General features: G+C 64.4%; 16 protein-coding genes. 6 read left to right on the top strand and 10 right to left on the bottom strand.

The window, feature by feature from the left end:
* Positions 1-72 precede the first annotated feature (72 nt).
* From IEW22_RS03720 to IEW22_RS03745, 6 genes are all read right to left on the bottom strand, one after another.
* Complete coding sequence (locus IEW22_RS03720; RefSeq protein WP_188585227.1) at positions 73-1,647, bottom strand: hypothetical protein; 1,575 nt, start codon at positions 1,645-1,647, stop codon at positions 73-75.
* Positions 1,644-2,744, bottom strand: coding sequence for a glycosyltransferase (locus IEW22_RS03725; protein ID WP_188585228.1), 1,101 nt, complete (start codon positions 2,742-2,744; stop codon positions 1,644-1,646). The genes IEW22_RS03720 and IEW22_RS03725 overlap by 4 nt, the downstream gene beginning before the upstream one ends.
* Entirely contained in the window at positions 2,741-4,330 is a 1,590-nt protein-coding gene (locus IEW22_RS03730) for a lipopolysaccharide biosynthesis protein (RefSeq protein ID WP_188585229.1), read from the bottom strand. Before IEW22_RS03730 ends, IEW22_RS03725 begins: the two co-directional genes overlap by 4 nt.
* 34 nt (positions 4,331-4,364) lie before the next feature.
* Positions 4,365-5,468: a glycosyltransferase gene (locus IEW22_RS03735; protein WP_188585230.1), complete on the bottom strand. Its 1,104-nt coding sequence runs from the start codon at positions 5,466-5,468 to the stop codon at positions 4,365-4,367.
* On the bottom strand, positions 5,465-6,586 hold the full coding sequence (locus tag IEW22_RS03740; protein WP_188585231.1) for a glycosyltransferase: 1,122 nt from the start codon (positions 6,584-6,586) through the stop codon (positions 5,465-5,467). The genes IEW22_RS03735 and IEW22_RS03740 overlap by 4 nt, the downstream gene beginning before the upstream one ends.
* Before the next feature lie 129 nt (positions 6,587-6,715).
* A complete protein-coding gene (locus tag IEW22_RS03745) occupies positions 6,716-7,339 on the bottom strand; it encodes an acyltransferase (RefSeq protein ID WP_229742141.1) in 624 nt (207 codons plus the stop codon).
* A 304-nt stretch (positions 7,340-7,643) separates the two neighbouring features.
* On the opposite strand from IEW22_RS03745, the gene IEW22_RS03750 reads away from it, so the two are divergent.
* Positions 7,644-8,957, top strand: a complete 1,314-nt coding sequence (locus IEW22_RS03750; protein ID WP_188585232.1) for a polysaccharide biosynthesis tyrosine autokinase — start codon at positions 7,644-7,646, stop codon at positions 8,955-8,957.
* Positions 8,958-9,154: 197 nt separating this feature from the next.
* Positions 9,155-10,219: a lipase family protein gene (locus IEW22_RS03755; protein WP_188585233.1), complete on the top strand. Its 1,065-nt coding sequence runs from the start codon at positions 9,155-9,157 to the stop codon at positions 10,217-10,219.
* Positions 10,220-10,335: 116 nt separating this feature from the next.
* Here the strand turns inward: IEW22_RS03755 and IEW22_RS03760 are convergent, their stop codons facing one another.
* A complete protein-coding gene (locus IEW22_RS03760; protein WP_229742142.1) occupies positions 10,336-11,010 on the bottom strand; it encodes an acyltransferase in 675 nt (224 codons plus the stop codon).
* 573 nt (positions 11,011-11,583) lie between these two features.
* On the opposite strand from IEW22_RS03760, the gene IEW22_RS03765 reads away from it, so the two are divergent.
* Positions 11,584-13,269, top strand: a complete 1,686-nt coding sequence (locus tag IEW22_RS03765; protein WP_188585234.1) for an alpha/beta hydrolase-fold protein — start codon at positions 11,584-11,586, stop codon at positions 13,267-13,269.
* A gap of 185 nt (positions 13,270-13,454) precedes the next feature.
* On the opposite strand, the gene IEW22_RS03770 is transcribed toward IEW22_RS03765, so the two are convergent.
* Positions 13,455-14,567, bottom strand: coding sequence for a glycosyltransferase (locus tag IEW22_RS03770; RefSeq protein ID WP_188585235.1), 1,113 nt, complete (start codon positions 14,565-14,567; stop codon positions 13,455-13,457).
* 1,087 nt (positions 14,568-15,654) lie between these two features.
* Here IEW22_RS03770 and IEW22_RS03775 point away from each other — a divergent pair.
* From IEW22_RS03775 to IEW22_RS03785, 3 genes are all read left to right on the top strand, one after another.
* Positions 15,655-17,064, top strand: a complete 1,410-nt coding sequence (locus IEW22_RS03775; RefSeq protein WP_308421354.1) for a sugar transferase — start codon at positions 15,655-15,657, stop codon at positions 17,062-17,064.
* A gap of 392 nt (positions 17,065-17,456) precedes the next feature.
* Positions 17,457-18,107, top strand: a complete 651-nt coding sequence (locus IEW22_RS03780) for a hypothetical protein (protein ID WP_188585237.1) — start codon at positions 17,457-17,459, stop codon at positions 18,105-18,107.
* A 138-nt stretch (positions 18,108-18,245) separates the two neighbouring features.
* Positions 18,246-18,809: a YdcF family protein gene (locus IEW22_RS03785; protein ID WP_188585238.1), complete on the top strand. Its 564-nt coding sequence runs from the start codon at positions 18,246-18,248 to the stop codon at positions 18,807-18,809.
* Positions 18,810-19,163: 354 nt separating this feature from the next.
* Here IEW22_RS03785 and IEW22_RS03790 read toward each other — a convergent pair whose 3' ends face one another.
* Together IEW22_RS03790 and IEW22_RS03795 are read right to left on the bottom strand one after the other, a co-directional pair.
* Entirely contained in the window at positions 19,164-19,448 is a 285-nt protein-coding gene (locus tag IEW22_RS03790; protein ID WP_188585239.1) for an HNH endonuclease, read from the bottom strand.
* Positions 19,445-20,398 (bottom strand): DUF222 domain-containing protein, encoded by a 954-nt coding sequence (locus IEW22_RS03795; RefSeq protein WP_188585240.1) that lies wholly within the window; start codon positions 20,396-20,398, stop codon positions 19,445-19,447. Before IEW22_RS03795 ends, IEW22_RS03790 begins: the two co-directional genes overlap by 4 nt.
* Between the last annotated feature and the right edge of the window lie 371 nt (positions 20,399-20,769).

Here is a 20,769-nt window from a genome sequence, read left to right on the forward strand (position 1 = left end):
TGCAGACTTCCTGTGCGTCAGGAGACTATCTGTCGCTTTATGGTCTGCTCAATCGTGTGCTCATCCCGCTGTTCAGACGACGGGCGGTTCCGCGTGTGGGCGCGGTGTCGGATCGACTGTGCGTGGACCGGATTCGGGTGCGCGGTGGGCTCCCGGTGATGATTCCGTCGCAGGTTCGGGCGAGGGTTCGGCCTGTGTGACCACCCGCGGTGCGGCGACCATGAAGGCGATGAACATGCTGAACACCGCGGTGACCGGCGTCAGCGTGACCACCGGATAGTCGAGCTGAAGGGCTGTGATGGCGAAGGAGATGAAACCGGCACCGAGCAGCGCCACCTCGAATCGGCGGTGCCGAACCCGCCGGGCGGCGACGAGGATTCCGACGATCAGTACCGCCGTGAACGCCAGACCGACGAACACACCGCCCCGGTAGGTCGACAGCAGCGGACTGTTGGCCACGAAGTTCGTCTGGTAGTTGACCTTCGCGTCGACGAATTCCGGTGATGCCCACGGGCGTCCGAACCACCAGTGGCCGGCCATCTGCGAGGGGTACTCGGCCAGCGCCGATCCACGGTCGGCGGAACCCTTGTCCGACGATCCGAAGGAGGACAGCAGCCGTTCGGCGACGGTGGGGACCGACAGTGCGGCGGCCGCGCAGACCACCATGCCGATCACCAGGTTCGTCCGGGAGGCGGTGCGCATGCGATGGAACAACACCAGGATGATCGCGGCGACGACCGTCGCCGCGATCGCCGAGCGGCTGAGCGTGGCGAGCATCGCGACCGCGATCACCACCGAGAAGACGACCCGGGTGGTTCCGCGGTACAGCGCCAGTGACAGACCCAGCCCGATGAACAAGAAGATGCCGCCGGCGTTCGGATCGATGTAGGTGCCGCTGAGCCGGACCGCCTGCGTGCCGTCGGCGCCGAGGTAGTAGCGCAGATTGGTCCCGCCGCTGTCAGGTCCGGTCCCGTATCCCAGAAACCACAGATGGTTGAGCAGGGTGCCCTGCTTGTCGAAGGCGAGCATGAACAGGCCGAACAGGGCGGCGGCGACGGTGCCGAGGGTGAACGCCCGGCCGAACAGCAAGAGGTCACGTGAGGACAGCCGCAGCAGCAGGAAGACGAGCGAGGTGGCCACGGTCCAGGTGAGGAACAGCTTCACGTCGTGCTTGTTCTGTGCCGATACCAGGGTGGCCACGAATGAGGCGATCACGAGTGCGAGGACGGCGATTTCCATCGAGTGAATCCGCTTGTGGGTCACCGGGTGGGTGAGTACCGCCACCCACGCGAGCAGTGTCAGCACGAAGCCGAACGACATACCCGCACCCGGGATCGAGGCATTGGCCAGACATGCCATCAGGAATCCCAGCAGCGCGTAGATCCACCGCGGACTCAGGATCGCGACCGCCACAGCCGCGATCCCCAATGTCGCCATCACGCCCAGAAGTAGGCCGAATGTGCCGAAGTGCATCAGCGCGCATGCCGCGGCGGCGAGAACGACGAGGACCGCCACCGCAACCTTGCCGGTGCGCTCACTCACCGTCGAACGCACGGCAGTGGGCGCGCTGTCTGCGGACCCGGCGGTGCTGTGTTGTGCGGCGGGCCGGGCGCGCCCGGCATTTCGTGAGCTGATCGCGCGACTCATCGCAGGAACTCCTCGACCGATCGGTGGGGCACCTCGTCGAACCATCGCGACGAGTTCCGTTCGTAGAGCGCCCTGCCGTCAGCGGCGGCGCATTCCCGGTCGAGCAGGTACCGGCGGCAGCGATCCACGAATTCGTCGGTGTCGTCGAAGGTCTCGATGCTCAGGGCATCTCCCAGCGACCCGACGGCGTGGCTGGTGGCCACCACCGGCATCCCACGGCTGGCCATGTCGAGCAGTTTCACCCGCACCCCGCCGCCGGTGAGAACCGGGGCGGCCAGTGCGCGACAGGAGGCCACCATCTCGTCGAGGTCGGGCACGAAGCCGGCGACGGTCACTCCCGGGGGGATCGCGACCGGGGGTGCCGCCGGATCCGGTTGACCGATCACCAGCAGTTCGGCGTGGGGGATGTCGGCGGAGATCTGCGGCCACAGACTCAGCAGGCGTTCATACGCTTGCTGATTCGGTGGCCACTTGCGGTCGCCGACGAACAGCAGCCGCGGGCCCGTGGTGGCGATGTCGACCTGCTTGTTCGGCGGCAGGGTCAGGTCGAGGAAATGTGAACGCGCCACCCCGTGCGCGGCCAGATGTCGCGCCTCGCCCACCGAGTAGGAACCCACCGACCGCGCGGCCCGCGCGGTCCGGAGTTCGTCACGAGCGATCCGCGGTGCCTCGATCTGTCCGATCCGTCCGCGGGTGCGCCGCCAGACATCGACCTCGCTGACCGACGTGCTGATCGCCATCGATTCCGCCGGATCGTGTCGGCGTGAATGCAATAGCGGCTCGGCCATGTAGGCGTGTTCGACCACGAACCGGTCGCTGTCGAGGCGGTCGACAGCCTCGGTCACACCGTCGATCGAGAATCGGGTGTGTACGAGACTCCGATTGCCGAGAATGCTGCGCACCGCGAGATCACGCGCTCGCGGCGCGGGTTTGAACACGCGGATGTGTCCATCGGCGGTGGACTCCGGTTGCGCCGACAGGCAGACCACGTTCACGTCGTGGGATTCGCGGGCCAGTGCCGCGACCAGTTTCGGCATCGTCACGTCGCCGCCGGCCTCATGCGAGGGATCCTTGGGGAGCACGAAGGTCACCTTCATCGGCGCATCACCCCTCCTTGTGTCGTCTGGGTGCGCGGTGTCGTCTGGCTGCGCGGTGTCGTGTGGATGCCCGGTGTTGTTTGGATCCCCGGTGTCGTCGGGATCCCCGGTGTCGTGTGGGAGTGCTCCCGGGACCGGGCCGTGGGTGTGGGGCCGTCGTCGGGGGCCGGTGCAGACTGCCCGCTGTCGTGACGGCCGGGTGCCGGATCACGTCTCCTCGTCACCCAGGTATCAGCGGCCGGGGGACGGCGAACCGCATGTCTGCCGGCGGTATCGGGCGCAGCGCTGGTATCGGTGGTAGCGCTGGTATCGGTGGTAGCAGTGGTGTCGATCGCGGCGGTGTCCACCAGCTCGTCTGCGGCCACGATGTCGGGTGTCGGCGCATCGATCACCGCCGCGGGGTGTGCGTCGGAATCATCCTGTGCGGCAGCAGGTGTGTGATAGATCTCGCGGTAGTAGACGACGAACATGATGGTGTCGCAGATGATGCAGCCGATGGCCGCGCCGTAGCCGCCGAGATACTTCACCAGCGGGAACAGCAGCGCCACCTGGAGGAGCGCGACGCCCACCGTCGTGCGCACCCGCAGCCAGTCCTTCTTCTGCAGGAACAACACCACCGCGAGCATCGAGTTGATCGACCGCAGTGCGGTGAAACCCGCCATCAGGATGCACAGCCAGCCGATGTAGTCGTGGCCGCCCCACACCAGGATCGCGGCACCGATGGCCACCATCGCGCCGCCGGTCAGTGCACCCAACCGGACGACATGGCTCGCCGGCGGTGCGGTGGACACATGGCCACCCGAGGCGCGCAGCTTCTCCACGAACGTCGAGGCGTAGTTGGTGCCGATCATCGCGATCGCCAGGGCGCTGACCTGTGCCACCGAGTAGTAGCCGGCGATCTGGGCGCCCGAGACCCATCCGATCACGATCACCGCGCCTTGGGCGTAGATCGCACCCGCGCACGCTTCCGAGGAGAGCAGCAGCATCTCCTTGGGCCAGCCGGGCATCGCAGGTCGGTGACCGGGGATGAAGCGCAGAGAGGCCACCAGTATCACCAGATACGGCAGCATGTAGATCGCGGTGGTGGTCTTCAATGTCGGGTGGTGGCCGAACATCGGTGCGAGATAGAGGAATGCGACGGCGAGAGTGATGCTGGAGATCTGCCGGATGGTGTCCCACCGGTTGATCTTGTCGGGTCGCCCGGCCCGCAGGTCCTTGCTCTTGAGCGCGTTGAACAATTGCTCGCCGGCCGCGTTCATGATCGCCATGCCGACCACATAGTTGACCGAGAACACCGCGATGCCCACGCACATCGCCACCGTCGCATACGCGGTGCGGGTGCACAGCTCGCGCTTGTAACGCTCCTCGTCGATGCGGAACGAGCGCACGAAGAACGGGTTGTCGGCGGTCGCGTTGATGATCGCCGCACCCGCCGAGGCGATCGAATACTGTCCGTATGCGCCGAATCCGAGTGAGCCGATCAATGCGGCGGTCCACCCGAGTCCCACGACTCGGCCGCTGTAATTCCAGGCGGCGGCGATCCCGGTACGGATCACGTTGGCGCTGGCGATGTTCGAGATCTTCATGAGAGCAGCGCTCGCACTGATGACTGCGCCGACGTCATGACAGCAGATCCGCCCATGCGTCGAGGAACGGCTCGACGGCCCGGTCGATCGAGCGGGCGGCGCGCAGAGTCGAGGCGGCATGCTCCAACGCGTCGAGTCTGGCCTCGTCATCGATGACCGCGCGGATCTGCGCAGCGATCGCATGCGGTTCGGGACCGCTCGCCACGGCAACACCGTCGTCGACGAGTTCTGTCAGTGCGCCGTCGGGTACGCACACCAGCGGCGTCGCGTAGGCGATGGCGCGCGAGGCCGCACCCGAGGCCGAGTACATGGTGCCGTAGGAATTGCTCTTCGAATACGGTGCGACGAGTGCGCGGATGGACGAGAAGAACTTCTCCTCGTCGGGACCGTTGACCTCTCCGAGCACGGTCACACCGGGCATCGGCGCGATCTGAGCGGTACCGCGGCCGGCGACGACGATCTCCACATCGTCGTCGAGGTGTGCACGCAGTTCGCCGATGAGATCGAATCCCTTGCCCTTGTAGACGTGCCCGAACAGTCCGACTGCACGCGGACGACCGCTCAGCGGGGTCACATCGGGGCGTTTGGGGATGTAGTGACGTGCCTCGTGGACCTGGGCTCGCGGATAGCGCCGAGCCATCTGCTCGGCGCCGATCCCGGTGAGTGCGAACAGGGTCCGTCCGGCGGTGATTCGCGTCTGCAGGGCGTCGATGAGCGGACGTGACGGGTAATGCACCGCATGGTGAACCAGCAGGTGGCGGGAGAGCAGGGCGGTGCGAAACGGCCACCACACCGGCTGCGGGGCATCATGGGCGGTCGCCGTCACGACGATGTCCGCGCCGAGCGCCGATGCCCAGAAGGGAGCCACCGATCCACAGCTCATCTCGAAGTGCGCGATCACCGGTCCACGCCGTGCGCATGCTCGCACAAGGCGGCGCACGGCCCGCACGTCGCCGATGATGTCGGCCACCGACTCGCTTCCGGTGGAGGCGATCCGGTATTCGATCACCTCGCGAACATGCGGTCGGAGGGCGGCAGCGAAGTCGTCGGCGTAATCGCCGACGCCGCTGCGCCCGGTGGTCGGCGCGACATAGATCAGGCGCGCGTCGATCAGGCGAGCGTCAGAGAGTGCGGTCATGACGCCACGGTCCGCGTCGGGGCATCGCCGGAGCCGCCCAACAGTGTTCGCCAGGTGTTCACGAACGGCATGACCGCCCGCGCCGGCGTACGCTCCTCGCGCAGTCGGCGAACCTGCTCACCGAGCGCCACCTGTTGCGGTACGTCGCGCATCAGGGCGTTGACCGTGGTCGCGAGATCGTGAACCGACGCCGCTCCGAGCGCACCTCCCTCGGCGATGAGTTCGGCCTGCGCGGCGTCGTCGATGGTCACCACGGGAACGCCGTAGGCCAGCGCACGCGCGGCTGCTCCGCTCGCGGCCCAGACCTTTCCGTAGCGGAACACCTTGCTGTAGGGGACGAGCAGAGCGCGGATCGAGGCGAAGAACTTGTCCTCGTCGGTGCCGTTGACCTCGCCCAGGATGCTCACGCCGTCGACCGCGTCGAGGTGTTCGGTGCCGCGGCCGGCGATCACCAGTCCCACGTCGGGGTCGAGTTCCTCGCGCAATCGGCCCAGGAGGTCAAAACCCTTGCCGTCGTAGACGTAGCCGAACATGCCCACAGCGGTGGGCCGGTCGGTGAGTGCACCCAGATCGGGGCGTTGGAGGATGAAATGCCGTGCGGTGACCACATCGCTGCCGGTGAGGAATTCCTCGGTCGGCCGACCCGCGACCCCGGTCAGGGTGAACACGGTGCGACCCCTCAGTGCCCGCCGCTGCACGCGGCGACTCACCGGCTGCAAGGGCACGTGCACACCGTGGAACAGCAGCGGGTGCCAGGCGACCGGCCCGATCTTGAACGGTGCCCAGACCGGTTGTGGCGCATCGTGGATCGTGGCGGTTGCCAGAACGCGTGCGGGAAGTGAGGCCATCGCCCAGAAGCTCGGGGTCGACTGGCCACCGAGCTCGACATGAGTGATCGCCGGCCCACGATCGGCGGTGCTGATCGCCAGATCGCGCACCTCGCGGATGACGCGTGCGATCTCACGCGGCGATGTCGCCTGATAGTCGGTCACCGGGTAGTGGATCACCTCGGTGAAGTGCGGAGCGACAGCAGAGGCGAATTCCTCTGCGTAGTCACCGATTCCGCCGCCTGAGGCGGGGGCTACGTACACCAGTCGAGCGTCCAGTGACGAGTTCATGATCAGCTCCTCCTGGTTCACCGGTGTCGGGTGGGGTGACACGGCGGCCCGTGGCGAATCGTCGCACGACGTGCCGCCCGGGTGTCGTTGTGGCCTCGTCACGTCGTCGTGAAATCAGATGATGTGAGCTCAGGTGATGATCGGCCGATAGGTCGGGTGGTAGTCCAGCGACGACTCGCGCGTGCCGCGTTCCTTGGCGGGTACGCCCGCGGCGATGCGCATGTCGCCGACATCCTTGGTCACCAGCGAGCATGCACCGATGACCGCGCCATAACCGATGGTGACGCCCATGGTGACGGTCACGCGTGAGGCCAGCCACGCATGGTGACCGATGTGCACCGGCGCGAGCTCGGCTGCGAAATCGGGCGAGTTGACCAGATGCCGGCCGGTGATGATCTGGCTGTCGCCGGCGATCACCACGTCGTCATCGATGGTCAGTCCGCCGCGTGCATCGAGCATCACGTCGGGCCCGATCGACACGTTGTCGCCGATCACCAGCGATTCCTGTCCGATGATGTTGGCACCCAGCATGATCGCGGTGTCGGTGCCGATGGTGGCCCCGCCGAATCGGAGAAATGCCTGGCGGAACATGTGGGAGGGCACATGGGTGACGAGCAGATTGAAAAAGCGCTCGACGAATTTCTGTCGACGCGTCTGTTCGTATGACGTGCGAATAACCGACGTCGTGGCCGGCGGCACCGAATCAGCGGGATCCCCGTGCGCGCTTGACGGTGATGCGGTGGTCTGCGTCATGCGAGCACAGTAACGTCGTCGCAACAGGTTCGCTCGTCTGGAGACGGTTGTGTGTGACCGCCAACTCTTCACGATCGCGAAGCACGTTGGCGTGCGATGTATGGTTCGGTGCCTTTACGATGTTCGTGACGGGCAGCCATTGTGGTGGCGGCTCGGGTGTGCAGGGCGGAAGGTCAGCGCTGAAACTCCGTGGCGGATGCAATTCGAGACCGAAGTTTTCATCGAATTCATTTCTCGGATTCGTGTACGCAAAATAATTCTGTGTTCCGTGTGGGGAGTTGATCGAGTGGGGATCGGGGAATACGTGGCTGCCATCGGCCGCCGCTGGCTGGTCGTGGTGATCACCGTGGTGATCGCACTCGCAGTGGCGGCCGGCGTGTCCGCCGCGACAACGCCCACGTACGAGGCGAAGTCAGACATCTTCCTCAGTGCATCCGGTGACGGCACCGCCAGTGACGCCTATCAGGGAAGCCTGTTCACCAAGGACCGCATCTCCACCTACGTCGACATCGCGACCGGTATCGACGTGGCCAAGGCCTCGATCGCGGAGCTGGGTCTGGCGATGACGCCGGAGAAACTGCAGTCCGAGATCAGTGCTGAGGCACCGAGTAACTCGGTGATGCTGTCGATCACCGCCAGCAACTCCGATGCGCGTACGGCCCGTGACATCTCCACCGAGGTCGCCAAGCAGACCGCCTCGGCGATCGAGAATCTCGAGGCCTCGAGCAAGGGTGCACAGGTGGCGCGGGCCGAGGTGGTGAACAACGCGACGATCCCCTCGAGCCCCTCGTCGCCCAACTGGGGACTGAATCTGCTGATCGCACTGGTGGTGGGCGTGGTGATCGGCATCGTCGCCGCGGTCGTGCGCGACAAGACCGATCACCGCATCCGCACTGTCGGCGATCTGGCCGGTGCCGGAGCGCCGGCCCCGGTGCTCGCGCGGATTCCTCGCGCGAAGAAGGGGGAGGTGTTCGGAGTCGCGGGTGCAAGTGCGATCACCGAGGCGTTCCGTGAACTGCGCACCATGTTGTTCGCCCAGGCGCGTACCAACACCGGATCGGTGGTCACGCTCACCGGGACCTCTGCGGGCGCCGACGGGATCGGGTACGTGCGCAACCTCGCTGCTGCGATCGCCGAAACAGGCCGCAGCGTACTGGTTCTCGATGCCGGTCTGGGCTCGGCCGAATCCTCTGACACCCCGGCCGGAGTGAGTGAGGAGATGGGTGCCGGCGACAGCCGAGGCCTCACCGACGTCCTCGCCGGCGGTGTATCCGTCGATGACGTGCTCGCCGAGACGTCGGTCGACAACGTGAGCCTGCTTCCGCGTGGCACCGGATCACGGGTCACCGCCGGAGCTCTCGGTTCGTCGGCGTTCGTCGACGTCCTCAAGCAGCTGCGCGGGCAGTTCTCCTATGTCCTGGTCGCCACGCCGGCGCTTGCGCGGTCCACTGATGGCGTGGTGGTCGCGCCGGCCACCGACGGTGTTCTGTTCACCGTCGAGCAGGGCGGCGCCACTCGTGAGGAGGTCGCCGAGGCCGTGGTGACCTTCGACCAGAGTGGTTCGGGCATCGTCGGCACAGTGCTCGCCGACGCACACCGTGCGACATCGGGGCTGTGATCGGTCTTTTCAGCGCGCGTCGTCGGATCGATGCCTCCCGCCTGTCCCGAATGCGGGTCCACACGACGGCAATGGCGGCGGCGGTTGCCGTGACGGTGATATCGGCCGGCTGTTCTGGAGGCGACAGCGAGCCGCCGCGGCGGACCGCCGTCCCGATCAGTGGTGTGGACACCTCGGGCACGTCACCGGGTTCTCTCGTGTCGGCGAGCACGATCCCCTACCTCGACGGGGATGTGGCGGCCGCGACGAGCCGAGCGATGCGAATCGTGTACCGCTCCACCTACGCACCCGACGGACACGCCACCGAGGTGTCGGGATTTCTGCTGCTACCCAACGGAACCCCGCCGGCAGGTGGTTGGCCGGTGCTCGCTTTCGCGCACGGGACCAGTGGCATCCAGGAGTCCTGCGCACCGTCGCTGAGTGGAGAACTCGGCGGCGCGGGAAAGCAGCTCAGCGGATACCTCGCCTCGGGGGTTGCGGTGGTGGCCACCGACTATCAGGGGCTCGGCATGCCAGGTGTGCACCCCTATCTCGACGCGGCGACGGCTGGACGCAATGTGATCGACTCGGTGCGCGCTGCGCGGCGAGCCTCGCATGACGTCGGTGCTGTGTGGGTGGCCTACGGTCCGTCGCAGGGCGGTGCTGCAGTGTGGGCCGCGAATGAGGAAAGTGCCGCGTATGCGCCCGATCTCAACCTGCTGGGCACCGTCAGTGTCGTCCCACCCGCCGACATCAGCGGTCTGGTCGATCTCGCGGTCGACCGACGTATGAGCCGCGATCAGGCGGGGGCCTATGTCGCGGTTGTCGACACCGTGTCGCGGACGCACCCCGACGTGGTGGTCGACGACTATCGTCGAGGAGCGGCGAAATCTCAGTGGGGGTTGCTCACATCGTGTGACAGCGCATCCTCTGGTGCGCGCACCAACGCATTGGATCATCTGGACCCCGCCGATCTCGCCCCGGCCAATGCCGCTGCCGCACAGCGGTTGCGCGCGGTATTGCAGCAGATGGCATTGCCCGTCACGCGCGCCGCGGCACCTATGCGTGTCTATTACGCGGGGGCCGACACCTTCATCGATCCGCAGTGGACGGCCGCAGCGATCACGCGGGCGTGCGGCCTCGGTTCCCGGATCGAGACCACGTTCTCACCGAAGGCCGGCCATTCCGGTGTCAACGATTACGACGCGACTGAGTGGATGGCGCAGCGTCTGGGGAATCCAGCCCAGATTCCGGCCGGGTGCAGCGAGACCACCAGGCCGTGACAATTCGAAACCGGATTCATCTTTCTGGCCGTGGGCCGGACGGAATCTTTCCCGAGAGCAACGATTTCCCCCGGGCATTCGTGCACCGCTGTGCGCTGACGTACCTGGGTGATCTGTCAGTACAGAAGTGGCCGATAATCGGGGTGATATTCCAGCGTGGAGTCGCGCTTTCCGGTGGGTTTCGCGGGGATGCCGGCGACGATCGTCATGGGCTCGACGTCGAAGCGCACCAGCGAGCAGGCCGCGACCACCGCTCCGGCGCCGATGTCCACCCCGTCGAGTACGGTCGCACGGCTGGCGATCCAGGCGTGATGACCGATGTGCACTGCGTTGTAGTGGCCATGGAAATCGTCGGTGTTGACGATGTGATGTCCGGTGATCAGCTGTACATCGCTGGCCACCACCACGTCGTCGTCGATCGTGAGCGTGCCGCGACCGTCGAGCAGGCACCGCGAACCGATCGAACAGTTGTTGCCGACGGTGAGACTCAGTGGCCCGATCACCTTGGTGCCCAACATGATCGACGTGTTCTTGCCGATGGTGGCACCCGACAGTCGCAACCAGGTCTGACGAACGGTGTGCGAGGGGACGTAGGTGACCGCCCAGTTGAACAACCGTTCCATGAGCACTTCGCGCTTGTCGGAATGCCGCCAGTTGCGGTGGACGCACTCGGAGTCCAGGTGCGGGGCTTCCTGATTGTCGTAGAACGCGGGCCGGGGAGTGTCGGCAGCCTGGTTGAGCGCGGAAGAGTCGTCGAGCAGGGACTCGTCGGTCACGGCGTCGTGGGTCATGCTGGGCTCACCTTCTCCTGCCTGATCGGTGATCCCGAGATCACCGAGCGAGTGCCTACTGGATGATAAAGCTGATCGCGGGTGGGCGCATTTTCTCCGGCGGTGCATATTGTTACGAGAACATCATCGAGCCGATCACCTCGATGATGTTCTCGATAGATGAAGTCGGCGTCAGTCGAACGATGTAATTCGGTGGGGATTCTCGGCGGATCGACTTCTCAGCGCGCCGTATGGAGTTGCGCATGATAATTTTCACATGCATCGGGCTGAATTCGAGGGGTCCGTCCGATGGGCGTCGGAAGCAATCATCGTGCGTGATCACGATGTGTGCGCCGATTTTCTCAATGGCTGGTTGGGGGGAAGGGTTTCAGGAGGATGCGACACAGACGTCACGCTGACAGCGTGGACAGCACGACGCGTTGCGGATCGGGGTGGGTTGTCACCTCCTCCGAACCGAGGGGGGCGCAACGTGCAACTCACACATCCGATCGGATTCGCGCGGGAGATGCTGCGTCCGGTCTTCCCGTCTTGACTGCCGACCACGTCGGCATCGATGAGCCGCAAACGCGGTCGATGCGCGACCGGAGCCGGGTTCCCGCTCGTCGTGTCACCGCAGTCACCGCACTCGTCGTCGGTGCGTCGATGGTGGCAGGCGTCGGCACGGCTTATGCGGCGAACACCCAGGCCGTGCTGCGGCCCCACTGTGATTGGGTGGACACGCAGTACCTCGTCCAGTCGTGCTCGGTATACAGCGAGTCGATGCAGAAATACGTGACGGTCAATATCCGTGCGTCCGACGGGTCGTCGACCAACGGTGAACGCGGCGTGTACTTCCTCGACGGCATCGGCGCTCCGGCTGATCGCAACACCTGGTCGTATCCGCAGATCGGCACATACGGTGCCTACAGCGCCCAGTACACGCTCGTGATGCCCGCCGGTGGCGCCGGATCGTGGATGACCGACTGGAATTCCGACGCGCAGATGACCGACGGCACCACGCAGAAGGAACAGTGGGAGACGTTCCTGTCTTCCGAGCTGCCGGACTATCTCAACACGAACTTCGGTGTCAGCACATCGGGTAATGCCATTGTGGGCCTGTCGATGTCGGGTGGTTCGGCATTGACGCTGGCCGAGAAGCATCCGACGGTGTGGTCTGTCGCCGACGGCACGTCGGGCTTCTATCAGACCGACAACCCGCTCGGCTGGTTCCTGATCCCGTTCATCCAGAAGTACACCGCCGGCATCAACAACGGTTCGACCGCGATGTGGGGTGACCCGCATTCGCCCACGAACTCGTGGGGTATCAACGACGCCGGCCTGAATCTCGCCCAGCTGAAGAAGAACGGGCAGACGGCCATCGTATCGGTGGGTATCGGGCTCCCGGGTTCGCTGGCCGAGTGGAGTGCGCTGCTGACCTCGATGGGTGGCGACCCGATTGCCACCATCTACAACATCGGCGTCGGCGTGGGGCTGGAGCTCGGTTCACTGGTGTCGACGGTCGTGTTGAACATTCAGGCAGCGATCACCGGTGCACCGGTGAAATTCGTCTACACCTTCGGCGCGCACGATTGGACGCACTGGGAGCAGAACCTTCCCAGTGACGCACTGTGGGTGCAGAATCAGCTGGCTGCACTGCCCACCGTGACCGTGGTCAACAGCGACGGGTCGATCGCGTCGACCACCGCGACGACGACCACCTCGACGACGACCACGGCCACGACTGACCCGGCCAGCACTGACCCGGCCAGCACTGACCCGAGCGGCACTGGCACCGAAGCTACCGTTGCCGATGACGCCCCCGAAGGTACCCCAAGTGCCGGAGTGACCCCGGTGTCCTCGGAAACCACCGAGGCTGGAACACCCACGGACACAACGGAGTCCACGAACTCGGATCCGGCGGCCACCGGGTCCGGGAGCACGGCACCTGCTTCGACGTCCGATGACGGATCCCAGGGCACCACAGCTCCCACTGGAGAGACTGGGGAGTCGCAGAGCACTCCGGCGAATACGGAGGAGCCAGCACCGGTCACCACCGATCCGACCACAGAGGCGCCCGCATCCACGGACACCGCGGCGACCCCGGCACCGTCGGAATCGGCACCGGTCGAGACCACCTCGGGCGATTCGACGCCGGCCACCGACTCCGCACCCGCCGAGTCGGCTCCCACGGATACGACCGCGACGGCATCGACCGCTTCGACGGCATCGGCGACTGCGGTGACCAAGCCGGCAACGGCACCGGCCACGGTTGTGTCGTAGCAACGCGGTTCTCGTCCGTCGACACTGATTCTGCCGCCACATCGAAAGGTGTGGCGGCAGAATCGCATTTGGGAAGAGCCATTTCCCGACGGAGTGGTATCTGTCAGGGGTTGTCTCCGGGCGGATGTTTGTCTCCGGTCAGATATATCCCCTGGCCAGCCTCGTACCCCGACCAGATTCCCTGGTCAGGCCACGTATTGGCTGCTGGGCGACTCGTCGAGGAGTTCGCGCATCTGGCGCAGGAAGCGACGTGTTCCGTAATTTTCCCGGACCTTCGCAGCGATGCACTCGTGTGCCCATTGCCGTTTCATCGCTCGCCGAATCGCTTCTCGGAGGTCATCGACGGTCTGTGATCTGAAGAAGAGACCGTTGAGGTCGTCCTCGACCGTGTCTAGTGCACCACCGTGTCCATACGCGACCACCGGGGTGCCGAATGCCTGGGCTTCCACCGCCGAGATGCCGAAATCATCCTCGCTGGGGAAGACCAATACCTTGGCTCGCGAATACTCCTGGTAGAGGTCATGTTTCGACAGCCATCCCACGAAACGCACATTGTCCGGAGCGTTGGCCTTGATCGCCGGCAGGTCGCGTCCGTCACCGGCGACGGTCAGGGTGAGGTCGGGCAATGATCGCATGGTCTCCACGAGAAGTGCGAGCTTCTTATACGGTTCGATCACTCGGCCGGCCCAGAGAAGTCCGTCGCGTTCGGAATCGGTTGTCACACCGCTCGGGTGGAGTTCAGGGAGGTCGAGGGGCGGCGGAATCAACGGAACATCGCGGCGACCGTAATAGTCCTCGATCCGCCGCTTGACTGCCATGCTCGTCGCAACATACTGGTGTGCGCTCGACGCGGCCCGCAGATCGGCCGCGCGCAACCGACCACCGAACATTTCCAGCGCCAGTCGTGGCACCAGGCCGCTGCTCTGAACCTCCTCAGCCGCGCTCCAGATCTGTCGAAATGGACTGTGGCAGTAGACGATTTTTCTTCCCGTGCACTGCAGATGGTGACTGAACGCGTAGGAGGATGCGAGGATGTCGCCTTCGATCACCGGCTGTCTGGCCAGCAGTGACGGATACGCGGGCAGCAGATAGCGGTAGTTGTCTGCGGTCAGACGGGTCGACAGCAGCTGGCGGGTGCGGCTGCCGAGTTGGGCTGTCACGGAGTCGTCTCCGGCGAGCACCGTGACGTCGGCGTCGGGCAACAGTGCCTCGGACATGACCTTGGTGACCAGCTCTGCCCCGCCGAACACGAAGGAGAAGTCGTGCGAGATCGTCCATCGTCTTCCGGTTGGCGACATTGCAAAATCTCCCTTTCCGGGGTCCTGCCATGGTGGGGCGTGGGACTGCCGGCTGTTGGATCTCATGTGGTGTGGATCGATCACGCGACACTTCTTCGACGGATCGGGCCACTTCCTTGACGGATCGGGCGTATTGCTTGAGGCCGTGTTGCCTCGCGGGCGATCGCGGGTCGGCGGTGCTGATCTCACGGGCTCACCACTCCCGGCCTGAAATGCAATCTCATTCATTATCACCGTCCGCAGAGGTCCCTGCCGGACAACGACGTCGGCGAGGCGCGTTGTTCGCGCTGTTCTCGCGGTGATTTGACACGATTATCGGTGGGCGTGTGCGCCAGTGAACACCGTTGGGATCACGCAGAGTTGATCTGGGTTCACATGAATTTCACGTAGCTGTATTCGGGTACAAAACGTGCGATCGGTTTTGTGGAAAGTCACTGGCCGATTTGTCCGATATTCTGATCCTGTTAAGAATTCGCTGTGGATCGGAAACCCGACCGGCTGGCACCCGATGCGGTACGTCACGATCATGCGATCGAATGTCGTTCGGCTGGTAACGGGTGGACGATGCGAATGAGGTTTCCCGCGGGCGACCCGGTCGTCACCAAAGCGAACCCCGCGCATGTCAACGCCTCCCATGTCACCGTGTGTTCGGAGGGGACTCCGCGCGATGCTGCGGGTCGGTGTCGACTCATCCGTGGAGGAGTACTTATCCGAAGCAGTGAATACGTTGTGGCGCACCATGTTTATCGAACACGCCGCTTGAACTGAGACTCACGTCACTCGCGTCGTCCGAACGGGTTAATAGTGCGTTGCCAACGGCTACTCGGTTATCGGTGTTGAGCGTAATGCCTTACCCTTTATGAAGACGATCGACGCGGTCTGACGACCTGCGCACTATTCGACACCGATCGCGCCAGCGGATCGACGTCGATCCTCTTTCGGTTCTGCGCCCCACCTCGGCGGGGCAGTATTTCGATGGGGAGGGTGTGTCACGGTGGCTAATCCGATGCGCGGGACGAACCGGTTCCCCGGACCCGTCGGTGTTCGGCACCAATCCCATTTCATTCGTACCCGCGCTGATGGTTGGGTGTACCGCTACCTCCGTCGGATCGTGGTGACCGACTTCCTCTCCGTGGCTCTCGCAGTGGTTGTCGCGCAGTGGGTGCGGTTCGGCGGGGCGAGTGTCGGAGCCACCAGCGCATTGATTCCGATGTGGATGGTGTCGGGATTCCTCGCCGTCGTCTGGCTCATCGCACTTCGACTCACCCACTCGGCCGACCGTCGCGTGGTGGCCGAGGGTGGTTCGGAATACTCACGAGTGGTCGGTGCGAGTTTCCTCGCTTTCGGTGTCCTGGCGATTCTGGATTCGATTTTCCGCCTTAACCTGGCGCGGGGATTCCTGGTGGTGGCTTTCCCCCTCGGCGCGGCGGCACTTCTCTTCACACGATGGATGTGGCGCTGTCACCTGACGGGTCGCCGCCGGCGCGGACTCGATCTCAATCAGGTGTTGGTGATCGGGTCGGTTGAGTCTGCCAAGCCGTTGATCGAGCGACTGCTGGCAAGTCCGGGGCTCGGATACGAGGTCGTCGGGGTATGTCTGCCCGTTGATCACAAGGGTGGGGCACCCCTGGAGATCAAAGGCAAGATCATCCCCATGTACGGCGAATTCGACTCCGCCCGTGAGGCGGTCGCGCTCTCGGGTGCAACCGTGGTGGCGGTGACCTCCGCAGAAGTACTCGGGCATTCGCGAATGCGTGAGCTCTCCTGGGAGATGGAGGGTATGGACGTTGACATGGTTGTCGCGCCTGGAGTGGTCGACGTTTCCGGCCCTCGCATGATGGTGCGCCCGGTCGCTGGACTGCCTCTGTTGCACATCGACAAGCCTCGTTATGAGGGCGCCAACCGTTACCTCAAGGCCACGTTCGACCGCCTGGGTTCGCTAGTCCTCTTGGTCATGATCACGCCTGTGCTGATCGCATGCGCCATCGCGGTCAAATGCGAGTCGCGTGGCCCCATCTTCTATCGAGCGGAACGGATCGGTCTCAACAACGAACCGTTCGTGATGTGGAAGTTCCGATCGATGGTCGCCGACGCGGACAAGCAGGTCGACAATCTTGTACATCTGTCGGACGGCAACGGGGTGCTGTTCAAGATGCGTGAGGACCCGCGGGTCACTCGGGTGGGCAAGATTCTGCGGCGCTTGTCGCTCGACGAGATTCCTCAGCTGTTCAACGTGTTGGGCGGTTCGATGTCGCTGGTGGGTCCGCGGCCTCCGCTGAGGTCCGAGGTCGAACAGTACAGCGGTCAGGTGGCGCGACGAATGTTGGTTCGCCCCGGCATGACTGGGCTGTGGCAGGTGTCGGGGCGGTCGGATCTCTCCTGGGAGGAGTCGGTACGGCTGGACCTCTCCTACGTGGAGAACTGGTCGATCATGCAGGACATGCTGATCCTGTGGCGTACCGCCAAAGCCGTCATCGGCTCTGACGGCGCGTACTGACATCTTGCCGAGCCGGGATGTGCGGCGAGTTCACCATCCATACGTCGTGAGCTTCGGCCCTGGCCATCGTCTGTTCACCGGTGTCGTGCTAGATGGGCAGTGTGCTGCACCTGTTGCGCGATGGCGCGAAATCAGTTGCCTCCTTGGGTTATTCATACGCGATGTACACCGTGTATGCGGTATCCAATCGAATGTCCTCACGCAGCGTCGTAGCGTGTGACCGCGAGGGAACTTCTGCGGCCGACGGCTCGAGCGCTGCGTCCTCCGCGATCGACGTCAGTCTGACCTCGTATGGCAAAAGAATTCGGGGTGTGTACGCGACTGTGGAGTCGATCTGCTGGGGTGCGCAACGACCAACTCGGTTGATTCTCTGGCTCGATGACGCGGGGGCAGTGCAGAATCCACCCGCGATGCTGCGTCGACTGGTCGCGCGCGGGCTCGAGATCAGACACTGTCCCGATTATGGGCCGCACAAGAAGTACTACCCGTACTGCGAGCAGTTTGCGGGTGACGACCACGTGCTGGTGACCGCAGACGACGACGTGATCTATCCCCGCTGGTGGCTACGCAGACTCGACGATTCGTACCGTGACGAAATGGTGGGGATAGGCAAGCAGTCCGCCGCCCGGCGTGATCCGGTGGTCTGTCATCGCGCTCATGTGGTGCGCCACGAGGATTCAGGCATCGCCCCGTATGTCACGTGGAAGGAATGCCGTACCACGCGTGCCTCACTCGACAACTTTGCCACTGGCACCTCGGGGGTCTTGTACGGGCCGGCCGCACAGCGTGCGATCCGTGACGCCGGGGACGCGTGGAAGATCCTGTGCCCGAGAGCTGACGATGTGTGGTTGCACTTCGCTGTGACCGCGGTGGGGATCCCGATTCGCCAGACGAGGTCGGTGCCGTGGACTGCGCCGTCACGGGTGGAGACGTGGGGCGCTGGTCTGGCATGGGGCAATGTGTTGGGTGGGGAGAACGACGAGGCGATCGCGGCGACCGCCGCACACTTTGGTCACGCTGGAACGGCGGCGGTGAGCCAGTGAACCGTGAGCTAGTGAGCCAGTGACCCGTGAGTCAGTGACGGCGGCCGCGGTCGGTGACGCATCGACGTCGCGGAGATCACCTCGTCACGTACCGGTCGATCGGCGAGGTGAGATCGGTGGTCCTGCATACTCTTGGGCATGCGGTGGATACGGCGATGTGTGCTGTCCGTTGTCGTCGTTGTGGTGGTAGCGCTGGTCGTGCTGAATGTGACGGGCTATTTCCTGTTCACTCGCGCCCATGAGGACCCGTTGAGCCACGCCGATGCGATTGTGGTGCTGGGTGGCGAACAGGATGGCCGCGTGCAGTACGGCGTGCAATTGGCGCAACAGGGGTATGCGTCGACGGTGTTGTTGTCGAATCCTTACCCGAGCGGAACGCCCGGCGAGGACTTCATGCAGCATTACTGCAACGGGGAGGACCTCGGCGTGCGGATCATCTGCTTCGCGCCCGATCCGTCGACAACTCGCGGCGAGGCGATGTTCACCCGCGACATGGCGCGCAAGTACGGATGGCATCACGTGATCGCCATCAGCTGGCGGTTTCACCTTCCCCGCGCGCGCTACATCTTCCATCAGTGTTTCAGCGGCCAGACCACGATGCGCGCGGTGCCACGGACGTACGACTACGGCGTGGGGATGTGGCAGTACACCTACGTCTATCAGACGGTCGGCTTCGTCAAGGCCGCGATTCTGGGTTGCTGAGCCCCTCGACCCTGCCCGTCTCAACCCTGCCTGTCTGGGTCAGGCACATCTCGATCCCGCTGGTCTTTGCCGAGACGAGTGCATCCAGGTGGTCCGGCGCGACGAGGTGCGCATGCGAAGTGCCGCGAGTGCATCAGGAGAACATGTGCACCGCAGCAGACATGTGCATCAACTCAGCCGCGCCGGACACTGGACCGGTATATCGCTATGGAGTTGTCAAAGGACATGTGGCTCTGGGGGTCCAGTGCCACAGAGTGTGCAACCGGCCCTGCATTCACGCAGTGCAGTAGTTCAGGTGCCCTGTCGGTCAGGGTGGTAAGCGGTCAGTCTGTCGAACAGGCCAGGTGAGCGACCTCAGGCGGCCAGCGTCATGGTTCGTCGGTGGTACGACCGCAGTAGGCGACGCCGCGGATCGACACTGGCAGGCGGCTTGAGCCACGGATGGCCGTCGTCGCCCATGACGACCTCCCACCCGTCGTGGTGGATCGCGGCGTGGCAGGCAGGGCACAGCAGGCAACCATTGCTGATCTCGGTGGCGCCACCGCTCGACCAGTAGACGATGTGGTGTGCGTGCGACCAGCCGGCTGGGGCACCGCACTTGATGCAACCATTGTCTCGAACGGCGAGTGCACGTTTCATCGCAGGCGGGAATGTTCGCTCACTTCTCCCCATCGCCAGTGGGACACCGTTCTCGTCCACCACCAGCGCCTCGACTTTCGAATCGCGGCCAGCACCTGTGCCGTGAGCGTGGGGACCACACCCAGCCAGGGGATTGTCGGCACTTCGGGTGCCTCTGCCGAGACCGTCACCGACACGTGTGGTTTGGACACCGTGTTGCCGGTGAGGGAGGCGATCTGCAGTAGCGCATCGACTCTCCGTTGTCCGGCCGTGCGCGTGTCAGGGGAGCCGTCGGGTTCGGGTCGTGGCTTGGCCAACGTCTCGATCGCCGCGGCGATCACCGAGCCGGTGGTGACATCGATATCCGCCGACAGGCATACCCGGCCGTCATCGGTGCGCACAATCGTCATGTCGTTGCTGCTCCGATCGGTGGCCGGATCGACACCCTCGTCCGACTCGGCGCTCAGACGGTTGGCCAGACCGCGTGCGGTGTCGGCGACATCGCGGGGTGCCGCGGCCGAGCGCGATTGCGCGAGAAGCTTTGACTCACAGTCGAATCGATCTGTCTCCGTGAGGTTTCCGACGCGCCGCTCGATGAGGGCGATACCTTTGCCGATCACGTCTGCCATCTCCGCTCCCATGCGACCCTCCCGAAGATCTGTGTAGATGCGATCCAGTGTGGGCATCCGGTCCGACAACCGGACGATCTGCGTTGCGACACCTGGTGTGAGCCCCACGGCGATCATCAGTTCACGCGGTCGGCGCCCATGCTTGCGCGCCAGGCCTCGGGAGTCCATCTCCACTGCAGCCTCCACCAGACGTGCCTCGGCGACATTGCGAGTTCTCGCCCACGCTTGGGCATCCGAGAAGATCGCAGCATCGTCGACGGTGACATCGAGTGCAGTGTCGAGTGCCTTCCCGGCGAGATCGGCCGCGGTGAGGTTAGTCGCGGCGAGAGCGGGTGCCTTCATGCCTCCAAGGTATACGAACACATGTTCGAAACTGGATGCGTTTGTGCTGACTCATGTTGCGAAATGGTCACATTCATAACCAATGATCACTTCGGTAAATCTGCGTCACAATGCACGACTGCATGCCGAACATCGGTGCGGTGCCCACATCGAGCAGATCTCGCCCGCCACCGTCAGTCGCATCCCATTCGAGCTGCGGGCGAACAATCGCGTGCCCAGTAATTGTCCAGCCGCGTGACCTGCGTGGACACCGCCTGTTGTGTCATGTGGGGCTGGTGCACGAGTAGGTGACATCTGATCTGGCTTGCCCTGCCGGGCGGCCTGGAAGGATGCCAGCTGTGCCCAAGCCCTATCCCCAGGAGTTCCGCGAC

This window comes from Gordonia jinhuaensis (genome assembly GCF_014639795.1).
GTDB classification, from domain to species: domain Bacteria; phylum Actinomycetota; class Actinomycetes; order Mycobacteriales; family Mycobacteriaceae; genus Gordonia_B; species Gordonia_B jinhuaensis.